At 51.6% G+C, this 14,386-nt stretch carries 11 protein-coding genes and 1 pseudogene; 9 read left to right on the forward strand and 3 right to left on the reverse strand.

Going from position 1 to position 14,386, the window contains the following annotated elements; all coding sequences use genetic code 11:
• From P0Y67_RS07955 to P0Y67_RS07990, 8 genes and pseudogenes are all read left to right on the forward strand, one after another.
• Positions 1 to 1,094 (forward strand): annotated as a pseudogene (locus P0Y67_RS07955) (SAM-dependent DNA methyltransferase); the annotation flags it as partial.
• A complete protein-coding gene (locus P0Y67_RS07960; protein WP_342391459.1) occupies positions 1,094 to 2,485 on the forward strand; it encodes a restriction endonuclease subunit S in 1,392 nt (463 codons plus the stop codon). The pseudogene P0Y67_RS07955 and the gene P0Y67_RS07960, both read left to right, overlap by 1 nt.
• A complete protein-coding gene (locus tag P0Y67_RS07965) occupies positions 2,482 to 2,805 on the forward strand; it encodes a DUF1016 N-terminal domain-containing protein (protein WP_342391460.1) in 324 nt (107 codons plus the stop codon). The genes P0Y67_RS07960 and P0Y67_RS07965 overlap by 4 nt, the downstream gene beginning before the upstream one ends.
• Positions 2,805 to 3,692 (forward strand): DUF4145 domain-containing protein, encoded by an 888-nt coding sequence (locus P0Y67_RS07970; protein ID WP_342391461.1) that lies wholly within the window; start codon positions 2,805 to 2,807, stop codon positions 3,690 to 3,692. The genes P0Y67_RS07965 and P0Y67_RS07970 overlap by 1 nt, the downstream gene beginning before the upstream one ends.
• 13 nt (positions 3,693 to 3,705) lie before the next feature.
• Entirely contained in the window at positions 3,706 to 6,957 is a 3,252-nt protein-coding gene (locus P0Y67_RS07975) for a type I restriction endonuclease subunit R (protein ID WP_342391462.1), read from the forward strand.
• A gap of 2 nt (positions 6,958 to 6,959) precedes the next feature.
• The gene (locus tag P0Y67_RS07980) at positions 6,960 to 7,976 is read left to right on the forward strand and encodes a hypothetical protein (protein WP_342391463.1); all 1,017 of its coding nucleotides are present in this window, start codon (positions 6,960 to 6,962) and stop codon (positions 7,974 to 7,976) included.
• A gap of 192 nt (positions 7,977 to 8,168) precedes the next feature.
• Entirely contained in the window at positions 8,169 to 8,990 is an 822-nt protein-coding gene (locus P0Y67_RS07985; protein ID WP_342391464.1) for a siderophore-interacting protein, read from the forward strand.
• Positions 8,991 to 9,081: 91 nt separating this feature from the next.
• On the forward strand, positions 9,082 to 10,161 hold the full coding sequence (locus P0Y67_RS07990) for a 3-deoxy-7-phosphoheptulonate synthase (RefSeq protein ID WP_342391465.1): 1,080 nt from the start codon (positions 9,082 to 9,084) through the stop codon (positions 10,159 to 10,161).
• A gap of 135 nt (positions 10,162 to 10,296) precedes the next feature.
• On the opposite strand, the gene P0Y67_RS07995 is transcribed toward P0Y67_RS07990, so the two are convergent.
• The 3 genes from P0Y67_RS07995 to P0Y67_RS08005 are packed head-to-tail and all read right to left on the reverse strand — an operon-like array spanning position 10,297 to position 13,231.
• Positions 10,297 to 11,097 (reverse strand): ABC transporter ATP-binding protein, encoded by an 801-nt coding sequence (locus tag P0Y67_RS07995; protein WP_342391466.1) that lies wholly within the window; start codon positions 11,095 to 11,097, stop codon positions 10,297 to 10,299.
• Positions 11,097 to 12,212, reverse strand: a complete 1,116-nt coding sequence (locus P0Y67_RS08000) for a FecCD family ABC transporter permease (protein ID WP_342391467.1) — start codon at positions 12,210 to 12,212, stop codon at positions 11,097 to 11,099. Before P0Y67_RS08000 ends, P0Y67_RS07995 begins: the two co-directional genes overlap by 1 nt.
• An 8-nt stretch (positions 12,213 to 12,220) precedes the next feature.
• Positions 12,221 to 13,231 carry a FecCD family ABC transporter permease gene (locus P0Y67_RS08005; RefSeq protein ID WP_303455741.1) on the reverse strand — a complete coding sequence of 337 codons (1,011 nt, stop codon included), beginning with the start codon at positions 13,229 to 13,231 and terminating at the stop codon, positions 12,221 to 12,223.
• Between the two features lie 155 nt (positions 13,232 to 13,386).
• Between P0Y67_RS08005 and P0Y67_RS08010 the strand changes: the two genes are divergently transcribed.
• Positions 13,387 to 14,319, forward strand: a complete 933-nt coding sequence (locus P0Y67_RS08010) for an ABC transporter substrate-binding protein (protein WP_342391468.1) — start codon at positions 13,387 to 13,389, stop codon at positions 14,317 to 14,319.
• Positions 14,320 to 14,386: the final 67 nt, after the last annotated feature.

Genomic DNA, 14,386 nt, shown 5'->3' on the forward strand with positions numbered 1-14,386 from the left:
CAGGCATTGCGACTTATGTTTGGGTGCTGACCAATAAGAAAGCTCCTGAACGCAAAGGCAAAGTACAACTGATCAATGGTGCCAACTTAAGCAGTAAAATGCGTAAATCGCTTGGCTCTAAGCGTCACTTCCTGACCGATGATGAAATCCGCGCTATCACGAAAAACTTTGGTGAGTTTGTTGAAACCGACACCCTGACCGAAAGTGGCAAGCCACTAACCGCTAAGATTTTTGATACGCACGAGTTTGGCTACCGCCGCTTAACCATTGAGCGCCCACTGCGCCTGTCTGCACAAATCACCGATGAAGCGGTGGAATCACTGCGCTTTGCACCTAAGCCATTTAACGCCGTGATGCAGGCAGTCTTTGATCAGTTTGGCACTGCGTGGAATGACGACACATACGGCACACTGATTGACGTAGAAGCCGAAGTACGTGCGTTAATCAAAGCTGATTTTCCTGAGCTGAAAGAAAAGCAAATCAAAGACGTGCTGGACAGTAAACTGTGGTTAAGCCAGAAAGCCCTGATGGATGCGGCGAAAGCCCTGCAAGTTGCCGTTGGTGAAAAACTTGGTGGAAAGGCGCAACAATCAGACGACTTTAACCAGTTTGAACTGACCCTCAAAGGTGCGTTCAAGGCTACTGGCATCAAGTTCGACGCTAAACAGAAGAAACAGTTTACTGATGCGATCACCTGGAAGAACCAAGACGCCGAGCCTGTGATCAAAAAAGTGCTGAAAGAAGACGCGCAGCCGCTTTACGGTGCTTTCGACTACAAAGGTAAGGTTGTTGAGTTCCAACAAGATGGCGACCTGCGCGATAACGAGAACGTACCACTTGACCCAAGCGTAAGCACATCAACGCTTATCGAAAGCGACTTCAAACGCGAAGTGCAACCGCACGTTGCTGATGCGTGGATTAACGCAGATAAGCGTGATGACAAAGATAATGAGATTGGTGTGGTGGGTTACGAAATCCCGTTCAATCGCCATTTTTATGTTTACCAACCACCACGCGCACTGGAAGCGATTGATTCAGATCTGGATGCCGTGAGTGCCGACATTATGAAGCTACTGCAAGAGGTGCATTCGTAATGGGCAAGTATCAGGCTTATCCAGAATATAAAGAGTCTGGCATCGAATGGATAACTGAGATCCCATCGCATTGGCATATCAGTAATATCGGTCACGAAAGTTCTGTAAAAGCAAGGCTTGGCTGGAAGGGGTTGAAAGCAGATGAGTACGTTGATGAAGGTTACGTTTTTCTCGCAACGCCAAATATCAAAGGTAAAGAGATCGACTTTACCGATGTAAACCGTATTACGAAAGACAGATACGATGAGTCTCCAGAAATAATGTTGCAAACAGGAGATGTGCTTGTCACCAAAGATGGCTCGACCACAGGGACTACTAATCTCGTTCGCGTATTGCCAGAACCTGCCACTGTTAATAGTTCAATCGCAGTCCTCAGAAGCAAAGGTGCTGTAGGCTGTAACTATCTGTTCTATTTTTTTGTGTCAGATTACACACAAAACGTCATAACACGTATGCGAGGGGGAATGGGTGTACCTCACCTGTTCCAAGCAGACCTAAGAAAGTTCAGCATGTTGGTACCTCCTTTGCCTGAACAAACCCAAATCGCCAATTTCCTCGACCACGAAACTGCCAAAATCGACACCTTGATCGAAAAGCAGCAGCTACTAATCAAGCTACTGAAAGAAAAGCGCCAAGCGGTGATCAGCCATGCGGTGACCAAAGGTTTGAACCCTCAAGCACCAATGAAAGATTCTGGTGTGGAGTGGTTAGGGGAAGTGCCCGAGCATTGGGATGTATCTCGCCTTAAGTTTGAATGTGACGTTGTCGATTGTCGAAATAAAACTCCTGAGTATTTTGAGAACGGTGAATATTTTGTTGTTCGAACGACAAACGTGAAAAAGCAGAAATTAAACTTCAACGGTGCGTTATACACCGATAAGAAAAACTTCGACATTTGGACTCAAAGAGGGATTCCACCATCTGGATCAATTCTCTTTACACGAGAAGCGCCTACAGGTGAAGTATGTTTAGTTCCTGATAACCTAAAGTTCTGCATGGGACAGCGCATGATGAACTTTATTTCAAATAGTCAGGCGTATACGAACTATCTCTTTGACTATTTAATTTCAGATTGCTTAGACAGGTACATCAATAGCGTTTCGCATGGAAGCACTGTTAGCCATTTGCGTGTCGAACAAGTTGAGAATATCCCTGTTCCAGTGCCGCCACAAAAAGAATTGATCGCAATTCATGAGCATATCTTGAATCTGAAAACGCAATATGACGATCTAGAGTCAAATGCACTAAAAGCTATCGATTTAATGAAAGAACGCCGCACCGCTCTTATCTCCGCCGCTGTCACAGGCAAGATTGATGTTCGCAACTGGCAGGCGCCAGGCGTTCAACACGTGGCCAGTGTTCATGAGGAACCGTTGGAGGCGATGGCATGACTCAACCCGCTGCTGCGTTCGAACAGGATGTGATTGCGCTGATCCAGGCAGCAAAACAACAGGCAGCGGTGGCGGTGAATGCAGAGCTGACGCTGCTGTACTGGTCTGTCGGGCAACGAATTCATGAAGAAGTATTAGGCGGCAGCCGGGCGGATTACGGCAAGCAGGTGATTGCCAGGCTCGCCCAGCGGCTGACCACACAGTTCGGCAAGGGCTGGAGCAAGGCGCAGCTAAGTTACTGCGTTAAATTTGCAGAAGTTTTTTCTGATATCAAGATTGTTCACGCAGTGCGTGGAAAATTGATTACTAAGGTGGAGTAATGGACTTGTCATTATGGGAACGGATTTCTGGTTTTATTGAGTTGGATTGTTATCCCAACTTACCTTGCCCATATTGTAAAAAAACAGAATTACAACTAGAGCAAGACAGCCTTCAAACGAAACCAATATCCCAAGAGACACTCTTATCAAGCAGTAAAAAATATAAATTAGAGCACAATAACAAGAGAAATACGCTCAAATCAAAACAAGAAACTTTAAGCCAATCTGATGGTTTTTGGTTGCCATTGATTGATGCCATTTCAGTGGCTTATCAAGATTTAACTCATCCACTAAACGGCGAAGCATACCTCATGACAGTCTTTTTAACATGTCATAGTTGCTTAAAACATGTATCTGCGTCTGGTGTGTTACTCAAACCCCAAAACCCTTTTGATAAAAATAAAGTTAAACCAGACCATATAAAAATTGAGCATTTTTCACCAACCATACCTATCTTCCCACTATCATCCAACATACCTAAAACTATTTGTGATGAGTTAATCGATGCTTTTAAGCATTTTCATTTTGATCCGTCATCTTCAGCATCAAAACTACGCCGAGCAATAGAGCAGTTTTGTAATGACATGCAGGTTGAAGGTTCAAATTTAAATCGCAAAGTGCAAAGTTTAGCAAAGGTCTATCCAGAAGAAGCTTCATATTTAGAGCCGTTAAAACTGGTCGGGAATGAAGGAACGCACGGATCAAGTGTTGAAGAACTTGACTTATTGTATTCATTTCAAATTTTCCAATTTGTTCTGGAACTCTATGATAGAAAAGAAAGATTTGATGCGTTACAAGACACTTACAAGAAGCTGGCAGAAAAAATGGGTAGCAACAAGCTACAGCTAGAACATAAAAAATCACTCCCATCAGCAGTTAAACAATAAATAGAATCACAATATGAAAGACACAACACAAGAACGGGTATTTCAGGACGACATCATAAGCCAGATGGTGGCCAATGGCTGGAAGCTAGGCACCGGGGCAGATTACGATCGCGAATCAGCACTCTATCAGCAGGATGTGCTGAGCTTTGTTCAAGACACACAACCGCAAGCCTGGGAAAAATTCTGCAAAGTTTTTCCTGTCGATTCAGAGCGTCATTTTTTAGAGGCTCTGGTCGCCCAGCTCAAAAAAGCCGATATCAACGCAACCGATCGTGCATCCCGCACCTATGGCACCTTGGGTGTTTTACGTCACGGGCTGAAAATCCGCAATGCCCGCTTTTCGCTGTGCCAGTTTAAGCCAGAACATGCACTGAACCCGGAAACTCTCGCTCGCTATCAGCAAAATATTTGCCGGATTGTGCCGGAGCTAGTGTACAGCCCTTATGCCAGTGCCGAGCATCTGGCAGAAACCGGCCAGAAAGCCAAGAACTGGCGGATTGATTTAGTCTTGTTCGTCAACGGACTGCCAGTGTCGACACTGGAGCTGAAATCTGAATTCAAGCAATCAGTGAACAAGGCCATTCAGCAATACAAGGCCACTCGCCTGCCCAAAGATCCGGCGACGAAAAAACCGGAGCCTTTGCTGACCTTCAAGCGCGGTGCTCTGGTGCATTTTGCAGTCAGCCAGTATGAAGTGTATATGGCCACCAAACTAGCAGGAGAAGACACCGTCTTCCTGCCATTCAACAAAGGGACACACGACGGCGGCAAAGGCAATGATATTCCTGAAGATGAGAACCGCTACGCGACTGATTACCTGTGGAATCAAGTCCTGACGCCGGATAACCTGCTGAATATTCTGGGCCGTTTTGTTCATCTGCAGATTGAAGAAAAAGAAGACTGGGAAGGCCTCAAATACAAGAAAGAAACCCTGATTTTCCCGCGCTACCACCAATGGGATGTGGTTACCAAGCTGGTTCATGCAGCCATTGCCGAAGGCAGCGGACACAAATATCTGATCCAGCACAGTGCAGGTTCCGGGAAATCCAACTCCATTGCCTGGACAGCCCACCAACTGTCAACACTACACGATGCTGCAGGCAACAAACAGTTCCACTCCGTGATTGTAGTGACCGACCGGACGGTGCTGGATGATCAGTTACAGGACACCATCTACCAGTTTGAGCATGCCGATGGCGTGGTCGGGCGGATCAACAGAAAGGAAGGCGATGGTTCTAAATCTGAAAAGCTGGCGGCAGCATTAGAGTCTTCTCAGCCGATCATTATCGTCACCATTCAAACCTTCCCGCATGTGCTCAAAGCGATTGAGCATTCAGCATCGCTGAAAGAACGCCGCTATGCGGTCATTGCCGATGAGGCGCATTCCTCGCAAACCGGTTCTACAGCGCGCCAGCTCAAAGAAGTGTTGATGACCGATGAAGTGGATGACGACACGGAACTGTCTTCCGAAGATATTCTTGATGCCACGGTTGCCGCGCGCCAGGGCAGCCAGAACCTGAGTTACTACGCCTTTACGGCTACCCCTAAGCCTAAAACCTTAGAGTTATTTGGCCGCTTGCCGAACCCTGAGCTGCCCGCATCTAAACAGAACAAACCAGAGGCGTATCACATCTATTCAATGCGCCAGGCCATTGAAGAAGGTTTTATTCTGGATGTGCTGAAGAACTACACCAATTACAAGGTGATTTATCAGCTCAAGCAAAAGCTCGATGCTGCTGACATTGAAGTCGATGCAGGCAAAGCCAAGGTGAAACTGAACAATTGGGTGCGCCTGCATGATCACAACATCTCACAGAAAGTGAAGGTGATTGTGGAGCACTTCAAAAAGAACGTAATGGGCTTATTGGGCGGTCAGGCGAAAGCCATGGTGGTGACCAGCTCACGCAAAGAGGCAGTGCGCTATAAACTGGCTTTTGACAAATACGTGGCTGAAAACGGTTATTCCGGCATTCAGGCCATGGTGGCTTTCTCTGGTGAAGTTGAGTTTCATCCGAATGATCCCGACAGCATGGCACTGCAGGATCAGAAATTCACCGAGCACAACATGAATCCGGATCTGAAAGGTCGTGAGATGCGCAACGCTTTCAACAGTGATGATTATCAGGTCATGCTGGTAGCCAACAAATTCCAGACCGGCTTTGACCAGCCCAAACTCTGCGCCATGTACGTGGATAAGAAACTGGCGAATGTGGAATGTGTGCAAACCCTGTCACGCCTGAACCGAACCTTTCCGGGTAAAGCTGAGTGCGGCACCTTCGTGCTCGATTTCTTCAACGAGCCGCAAGATATTCTGGATGCCTTTCAGCCTTACTATCAAACCGCTGAGCTGGAAGATGTTTCTGACCCGAACAAGGTATTTGACCTCTTTGAAAAGCTGCGCTCAAGCGGGATTTTCCTGTGGTCAGAAGTCGAACAATTTGCTACGGCCTTCTTCACAAAAAATAAATCCAATGCGGCGATCAGTAACATATGTAAACCCGCGCAAGACCGCTGGCGTCAGCGCTACAGCTCTGCCGTGGACGCTTATATCCGCGCGAAGGCAATGTTTGAACGCACGAAAAAGACAGGCGATGCCGTGCTCATTGCCAATGCAGAAAACAGCCTGAAGGAATGCAAACAAGAAAAAGACCGTCTGGAAATCTTCAAAAAAGATCTGGGCAGCTTTACCCGTTTCTATGAGTTTATGTCTCAGATTGTCGATTACGACGATAAAGAGCTGGAGAAACTCAGTCTGTACGCGCGCCACTTACGTCCTATGCTGCGCGAAGACGTACACGATGACGATGATATTGACCTGGGCAATGTGGTGATGAGCCACTATCGGCTGTCGAAAATTCGCCAGCAGGATATCCAGCTGCGGGAAAACAGCCCGGAATACAAGCTCCAACCCAACGATGATGTCGGCACGGCTAAGCCCAAGAACAAGAAAGAGGCATTCCTCTCGCATGTGATAGAACGTCTGAATGAGGTTTTTATTACCGACAATCTGACCGACGGCGACATGATCAACTATGCCTACACCGTCCGCGATAAACTGACTGAAAACGAGACAGTCATGAAGCAGGTCGCCAACAATACCCGGGAACAAGCCATGCTGGGCGATTTTCCGAAAGCGATTGATGATGCCATCCTCAGCAGCAGTGCCGCCCATCAGGAACAGATGATGCAGTTGTTGTCTGATCCCTCTAAAACCCAGCAATTTGCCCGGGTCATTTTCGATATGCTCAGTGGATATAAAGAATAATTATGGCCATTTACGAATTAGCCAATGACACCCTAATCAAGGTAGAAACAACGTCATTCGAAGTAGAGAAACTCAGAGAGCGTCAGGATATCCAGCGTCTGCTCAGAGCCAATATTGAAGCTATAAGCCCGGACACCCTGGTGATTGCCGAAGAATACGGGCATTTTGTTGAGTCTAATCGCCGCATTGATTTACTCGGCGTGGATAAATCGGCCAATCTCGTTGTGATTGAGTTAAAGCGTGATGACGATGGCGGCCATATGGAGCTTCAGGCCATTCGCTACGCTGCCATGGTGGCGAACTTAACCTGGGAGCATGCAATTCATGCCTATAAAGAGTTTTTAAGCCGCACAGAACAAGATCTTGACGCAGAAAGTGTGCTGCTTGATTTCCTTGGCTGGGATACCCCGCAGGAAGACGATTTCGGCAAGGAGTCGCGCATCGTTCTTGCAGCCAGGAATTTTTCAAAAGAAATCACCACCTCGGTACTCTGGCTCAACGATATGGGGTTAGATATCCGTTGTGTTCGCTTAAACCCACTGCGTCTTGACGAACGGCTGCTGTTAAATGTCGAACAAATCATTCCGCTGCCCGAAGCCATGGACTATCAGATTGAGGTCCGGCACAAAAAGCGTGAAGAACGCGCGGCGCGAAATGACGGAAAGGATCGCTCACGACTGAACCTGTATGTGAACGGTACACTGTATCAGCAAGGCTTTCGCAAATCGGATATAGGCTTGTATACCGTCCAGGCGCTTCAAACATACCAGTTGATTGATGACGCAGTATTTGACTACTTAAGACATAATAAAACCTGCTCTTTTCAGCTGTTAAAGCAGTTACATGAAATCACTGGCACAGCTGACAAATATAGAAAATACCGCTCTGAACGTGAACCTGAGTTCTTCTATCAAGACATTGGTTACTACGTTGCCAGAAACTGGGATATCAATAATACAAACCGATTCATTGTAGAAATTCAGCAGCGATTTCCCGAACTCCGGTTTGAATGGGATTAATCCTGAATTCCTGTACCAGCCCGCAAGGTTTTAACCTGGCGGGCTTTACTACTATCAGCGTTATCCCCCTAACCCCACCATCCCTCACTTCCCACACTCTTTCAGTTGCTTAAGTGAGCTTTTGCTTTTATCGCTGATATGTTTATGTATAATCAAACGAGAATAGATATCATTACTGATTAAGGAAACATTATGTCCGTGCCCGACAGCAGGGAAAAACGTCAGCCGGTGTTACTTACGGTGAAATCTGTCCAGGATTTGGGCCCGCGTTATCGGCGTATCACCTTCACATCAACGGCGCTGGCGCACTACCCGCCGTGCAGTAATGGTGCGCACATCAAGATCATGCTGAGCCAGGACGGACAGTCTGAACCTGTGCTGCCGACCATGACGGCAACCGGGCCAAAATGGGAATCTCCCGAGGACAAGCCGCTGCTGCGTACCTTCTCGGTCCGCGAACTGCGCCGGGAAACGGGTGAAATGGATATCGACTTTGCCCTGCACGGCGATCTGGGCCCGGCGTCGCGGTTTGCGCTCAATGCCCGTCCCGGCGATAAGCTGGGGATTTCACCACCGGGTGGCCCGTATCCTATGCTCAAACCGGCCTCGCAGTATTATCTGGCCGGGGATCTGACGGCCCTGCCGGCAATCAGTGCGATGCTGGAAGAGATGCCGGCGGACAGCCGCGGCTATGTGGCGATCCAGGTCGGTGATGAAACCGATATTCAGGATCTCCGCTGTCCGGCAGGGGTTGAGGTTCAGTGGTTTATCGGCCAGCCGGATCAGGTGCAGCCGCTGATCGATCAGTTCTGCCAGCAGCCGTTCAGTGCAGAAACGACTGCCGACAGCTATTTCTGGCTCGGCGGTGAAGAGCAGATTGTCGTTGGCCTGCGCCGCTTTATTCGCCGCGAACTGGATGTCGAGCGTACTCAGGTCTATGCCATTCCCTATTGGCGCTTTGGTATAGATGAAGACAGCTATCACACCAGTCGTCACCAGGCTGTTGATAATTAATAATAATCCAGACCGAACCGGCATTTGCCTGTATGGGCACTTTGAAGCACAAGAGTGATGTCATCTCCCGATGACAACAAAGGAAACAACAATGGCTATTGACCCTTCAGTGATCCGCGCCCATTCATGGCAGGCACTACCCACACCAGCGGCACTGGCAACAGCGATTCCCTGCCCGGCCGCACTGAGCGCGCATATCGCACACTCGCGCAGCACCATCAGAGAGATTTTACACGGCCAGGACGACAGGCTGCTGGTCGTCATCGGCCCGTGTTCGATTCATGATCCGGATGCGGCCATAGAATATGCCGAACAACTGGCCCGCTGCGCCGATCACTATCAGGATCAGCTGGTGGTGGTGATGCGCACCTATTTTGAAAAGCCGCGCACCACAGTGGGCTGGAAAGGCATGCTGTTTGACCCGGATCTGGACGGCAGCGATCAGATAGGCAAAGGCCTGCAGCAGGCCAGAGAATTGCTGATCCGCATTAACGCACTGGGTCTGCCGGCCGCCACCGAATTTCTTGATACCACCAGTTTCACTTACCTGGCCGATCTGATGAGCTGGGGCGCCATAGGTGCCAGAACCACTGAGTCTCAGCCGCACCGTCAGCAAACTTCCGGTCTGCCGTGTCCGGTCGGGTTTAAAAACGGCACCGACGGTAATGTCAGTGTGGCGATGGATGCCATCATTGCCAGCCGCCACCCGCACCTGTACACCACCACAGGTCAGGACGGGCAGCTTTATGCCGTTAACAGTGCAGGCAATCCGGACTGCCACCTGATCCTGCGTGGCGGTAAAGCGCCGAACTACAGCGAAGAAGATATTCACCATGCCCTGCAGCAGCTGGAGGCCAAAGGGATCACCACAGGGGTGATGGTCGACTGCAGCCATGGCAACAGCCTGAAGCAGTTCCGGCGCCAGCTGCTGGTGGCCGAAGAGCTGTGCCGCCAGATTGGCAACGGCAATCATGCCATCACCGCCATCATGGCCGAGAGCTTTCTGGTGGAAGGACGGCAGGATATCTCAGATGACATGATCTATGGTCAGTCCATCACCGATGCCTGCCTCGGCTGGGACGATACCGAGGCCCTGCTGTCGATGCTGGCCAGCGCTGTCGAAGAGCGCCGTCAGGGACATCAGACCCGGTTAGCGGCCAATGAAGGGTAAATCTGAACAGTCACACCCGCTACAGGCGGTGTTTTGAAGGTGACAACAAAAAGCCAGCCGTTTCAGGCTGGCTTCTTTTTAGACTGTGCACCTCTTGGGACTGCGTAACTATTTAGACTGTACAACAGGCTGCTGCTAGCCCGCGATCTGCTGCCAGTCTGCCTGACGGCGCGGTACAATCACAGGCGCATCATCAAACGGCGCTTTAAGAATATCGACATGAGTATTGTACAGCTTGTCGATCATCGGCTTGGTAATCACCTCGGCAACCGGCCCTGCCGCCACCACGCCCTGCTCACCAATCGCCACCAGTTCATCACAGTAACGCGCGGCCGCCGCCAGATCGTGTATCACCAGCACCACGGTTTTACCCATGGCCACCATCTGACTGATGCTTTCCATCACTTCGATCTGATGGCCGATATCCAGCGCACTGGTCGGCTCATCCAGCAAAATCACATCAGTATCCTGCGCCAGGATCATCGCCAGCCAGGCGCGCTGACGCTGACCACCGGACAAACTGGCCACAGGTTGCTGCAGCAAATCGCCCAGTTTCATCCACTGAATGGCTTTGGCGACCTGAGCCGCATCTTCATCACTCCACTGGCTGAACCAGCCCTGATGGGGATGACGACCGTACTGCACCAGTTGTTCCACCGTGATCCCGGCCGGGCTGATCGGCTGCTGCGGCAGGAAAGCCAGCGCTCTGGCCAACGCTTTCATGGAGTAGTCCGCCAGCGATGTGCCGTTGAGGGTGATCTCGCCCTGCTGCGGGGCCAACTGCTTGGCCATCATCTTGAGCAGCGTCGATTTACCGCCGCCGTTCGGGCCGACTATGCCAACCAGCTTACCTTTGCCGAGACGAAATGAGACATCCCTGAGGACGGTCTTGCTCTCGTAGGAAAACCCTACGCCTGTCATCGATAACGCTGTCATTAGTCTGCCTGTCCTTTATCTCGCAGTAGAAATATAAATAGCATGATGCCACCCAGAATGCGGGTCATGATCCCGGTGGCCACTTCGTGGGGATCGGCCAGTACCCGCACCAGGGTATCGCTCAGCAGGAGTAACAGTGCCCCCAGCATGGCGGCGGTCCACAGTGGCACAATACGTCCCCGCAGCAGGAAAGTCGCAATAATGGGAGCCGCCATGGCGATAAACACCACAGGGCCGCCAATGGCCGTTCCCAGCGCGGCGATCAGGATCGCCAGCATCAGAATTGCCACCTGCACCCGGCTGACGTTGACGCCCAGGCTCTGGGCGGTCGGCAGCCCCAGCCGCAGCACATCCAGCTGGCGGGAAAAGTAAATCACTGCCGGACTGAGTAACAGCAGCAATCCGGCCACCGGCAGACTGACGCTGTAGCCCTGACCGACAAAGTTGCCCATGGTCCAGAAATACACGCTGCTGACATGGACAATGGATTCGGTCGACATCAAAAACTCGCCCACGGCGCGCATCAGCTCTGAGACCCCGATACCTATCACCACAAACAGATAGCCCTGCTCGCCGGGATTGCGGCACAGCATATACAGCATCACAGCCGCCACGACTGCACCCAGCGGCGCCGCCCACCAAGGCCAGGAACCCAGCGTGAGGTATAAGGTAAAAAAGGTGATCGCCAGCGTGGCCCCTTCATTCACCCCCACCATATCCGGGGTCGCCAGCCGGTTGCGTACCAGCGTCTGGATCATACACCCCGACAGCCCCATCGCCGCACCTGCGACCAACACGGCTACCACACGGGGCAGACGAATTTTAAACACCATGATCTCGACCATCCGGGTCGATTCACCGAACAAAGCTTTGAGTGCCAGCCAGGGCGTCAGTTTGGCCGAGCCGATACTGACCGCCAGCAGGCTCATCGCCACCAGCGCCAACATCAGCAGCGCGCCTAACAGCACAGCCCGGCGCTCTACCAGCAGGGTCTTGTTGCCGAACTGCCACAACCACTTGCCGTACGGGATATGCCGTACCGGTTGAGCTGGGGGTAACGAGGTCGCTGGTCGCTCACTGGCAGCCATGTGCTGCGACATACTTTTGTCCATCATTCAGGCTCCTACTTCACCGCCAGCAAGGAGCGGAAACCGCCACGCCGGACCACGCCAATCAGCACAGGCGCGCCGATCATGGCCAGCAATACCCCGTTGGGCATTTCATAAGGCTGGATCATCCAGCGGGCCAGAATATCGGCGATCAGAATAAAACAGACGCCGAACAGCGCCGAAAATATGACCTGCAGAGACAACCGTACCGGCTCGACCATACGGGCGCAATAGGCTGCCAGGAAACCGACAAAACTGATCGGCCCGGCAACAGAAATGGCACAGGCAGTAAACAGGGTCGAGGCCAGCAGCACGCCGATGCGCACCCAGTGGGTATTAATGCCGAGCGAGCGAGCCTGCTGCTCCCCGAGCTGCATCATGGTGAGCTGGCGGGCCAGCAGGAAGGTCAGCACTATGGCAGCCAGCATAAAGGGCGAGATCAGCGCCATCGCCGTCATATCGGCTGCGGCCAGCGAACCCAGGTTCCAGAAGCGGAACTGATCCAGCACCACCTGGTTCGACAGCAAAATATAATTGGATAAACCGCCGAAGGTCGCGTTCATCGCCACCCCGACCAGAATCAGTTTGAGCGGGCTGGATTTGCCCATCACATGGCCGACCAGCAGCACCACGATATTCCCGGCCAGTGCGCCCAAGCCGGACCAGACCAGATAGCCCTGGGCCGATTCGACGCCAAAATAGGTCAGGCCGGTGACCAGCCCCAGCACCGCACCGGCATTAACGCCCAGCAAGCCCGGCTCCGCCAGCGGGTTACGGGTGGCACTTTGTAATAAGGAAGCGGCCAGTGACAAACTGACACCGACCATCAGGGCGCACAGAGTGCGCGGCAAGCGCAGGGTATCCATCACCATGGTCATGTGTTCTGACGGAACAATGGCAGAGAAATAGTAGGCCAGCGCTTCTGCTGCACCGTACTCCCCGGCACCGACCGACATAGACATCACAGAAAAAAAACAGACACTGAACACGCCTGCTGCCAACCAGACGAGGTGAAGTTTCGACACGCTTGCAACTCCATGTATAACAACGAAGCTGAGCATGATATCAACCCGTCATTTGTGAGAACAGCATTAAATAAAAATAGTTCTCAATATCTTTATTAAGTACAATCCGGATAGATTTCTTGAATTCATTGAGATGCATAATAAGGAGCGTTATTTTGCTACGAAGCCTTTTTACGGCCCTGGCCCTGTTCTGCATGGCAAGCCAAGCCAGTGCTGCCGATACCCGCACCATAGAAGATGCCCTGGGTGAGAAAGTCACCGTCCCCGCACACCCGAAACGCGTGATTACCCTCAGCGAGATCGATCTGGATACTGCGCTGGCGCTGGGCATGACCCCGATCGGCACAGTCAATGGTCGCGGCCAGCAAACCCTGCCCCGTTATCTGACCCCGGCCATTAACGGCGATATTCAGGTCGTCGGCGATCTGTCCCGCCCGAATCTGGAAACCATTCTTGAGCTGGAACCGGATCTGATCCTGACCGCACCCAACCGCCCGGAAGTGATTGAACTGCTGGGCGAAATCGCCCCGACTGTGGTGACGTTCAACTACGGCGAAAACTGGAAAAGCGTGTTCCAGCGCACCGCCAATATCCTGAACCGTCAGGCCGATGCCGATGCCTTTATGGCGCGTTACCAGGCCCATGCGGAAAAAACCAAACAGGCGATTGGTAACAAACTGGGCCAGACCATCAGCGTGGTGCGCTGGAACCCGAAAGGCCCGGCTTACATGTTCCGTGACTCTTTTGCCAGCCAGGTAATCACCGATGTCGGCATGAAACGCCCGGCCAACCAGCAGGATCCGGGTCATACCCACTCCATGTCGCTGAGTCTGGAAGCTCTGGCGGTGCTGGACGGCGACTGGATGGTGATCGGCACGCTGAGCACCTCAGGTGAGGCGGTTGAAGCGATGAAACAGGCCGAGAATACTCCGGCATTTCGTCAGCTGAGCGCCATTGAATCCGGTCGCTTCGCCCCGGTTGACGGCTCGCTGTGGACCTCGGTCGGCGGCCCGCTGGCGGCACTGAAAGTGATGGATGACATCGCCAGACTGGTTAATACCCCGGACGCTCAGCCGCTGACGCAGTAAGCGCTCACAGAGCCAGCGCTGTCATAAACAGCGCTTCTATAAAAAAGTTCAGCGATAAAAAAACCGC

This window comes from Photobacterium sp. SP02 (assembly GCF_038519165.1).
GTDB lineage: Bacteria > Pseudomonadota > Gammaproteobacteria > Enterobacterales > Vibrionaceae > Photobacterium > Photobacterium halotolerans.

Coding starts and splice junctions, on each gene's coding strand:
- P0Y67_RS07960 (WP_342391459.1), top strand. CDS start 1,094: ATGGGCAAGTATCAGGCTTATCCAGAATATAAAGAGTCTGGCATCGAA.
- P0Y67_RS07980 (WP_342391463.1), top strand. CDS start 6,960: ATGGCCATTTACGAATTAGCCAATGACACCCTAATCAAGGTAGAAACA.
- P0Y67_RS08000 (WP_342391467.1), bottom strand. CDS start 12,212: ATGATGGACAAAAGTATGTCGCAGCACATGGCTGCCAGTGAGCGACCA.
- P0Y67_RS07970 (WP_342391461.1), top strand. CDS start 2,805: ATGGACTTGTCATTATGGGAACGGATTTCTGGTTTTATTGAGTTGGAT.
- P0Y67_RS07965 (WP_342391460.1), top strand. CDS start 2,482: ATGACTCAACCCGCTGCTGCGTTCGAACAGGATGTGATTGCGCTGATC.
- P0Y67_RS07985 (WP_342391464.1), top strand. CDS start 8,169: ATGTCCGTGCCCGACAGCAGGGAAAAACGTCAGCCGGTGTTACTTACG.
- P0Y67_RS07995 (WP_342391466.1), bottom strand. CDS start 11,097: ATGACAGCGTTATCGATGACAGGCGTAGGGTTTTCCTACGAGAGCAAG.
- P0Y67_RS07990 (WP_342391465.1), top strand. CDS start 9,082: ATGGCTATTGACCCTTCAGTGATCCGCGCCCATTCATGGCAGGCACTA.
- P0Y67_RS07975 (WP_342391462.1), top strand. CDS start 3,706: ATGAAAGACACAACACAAGAACGGGTATTTCAGGACGACATCATAAGC.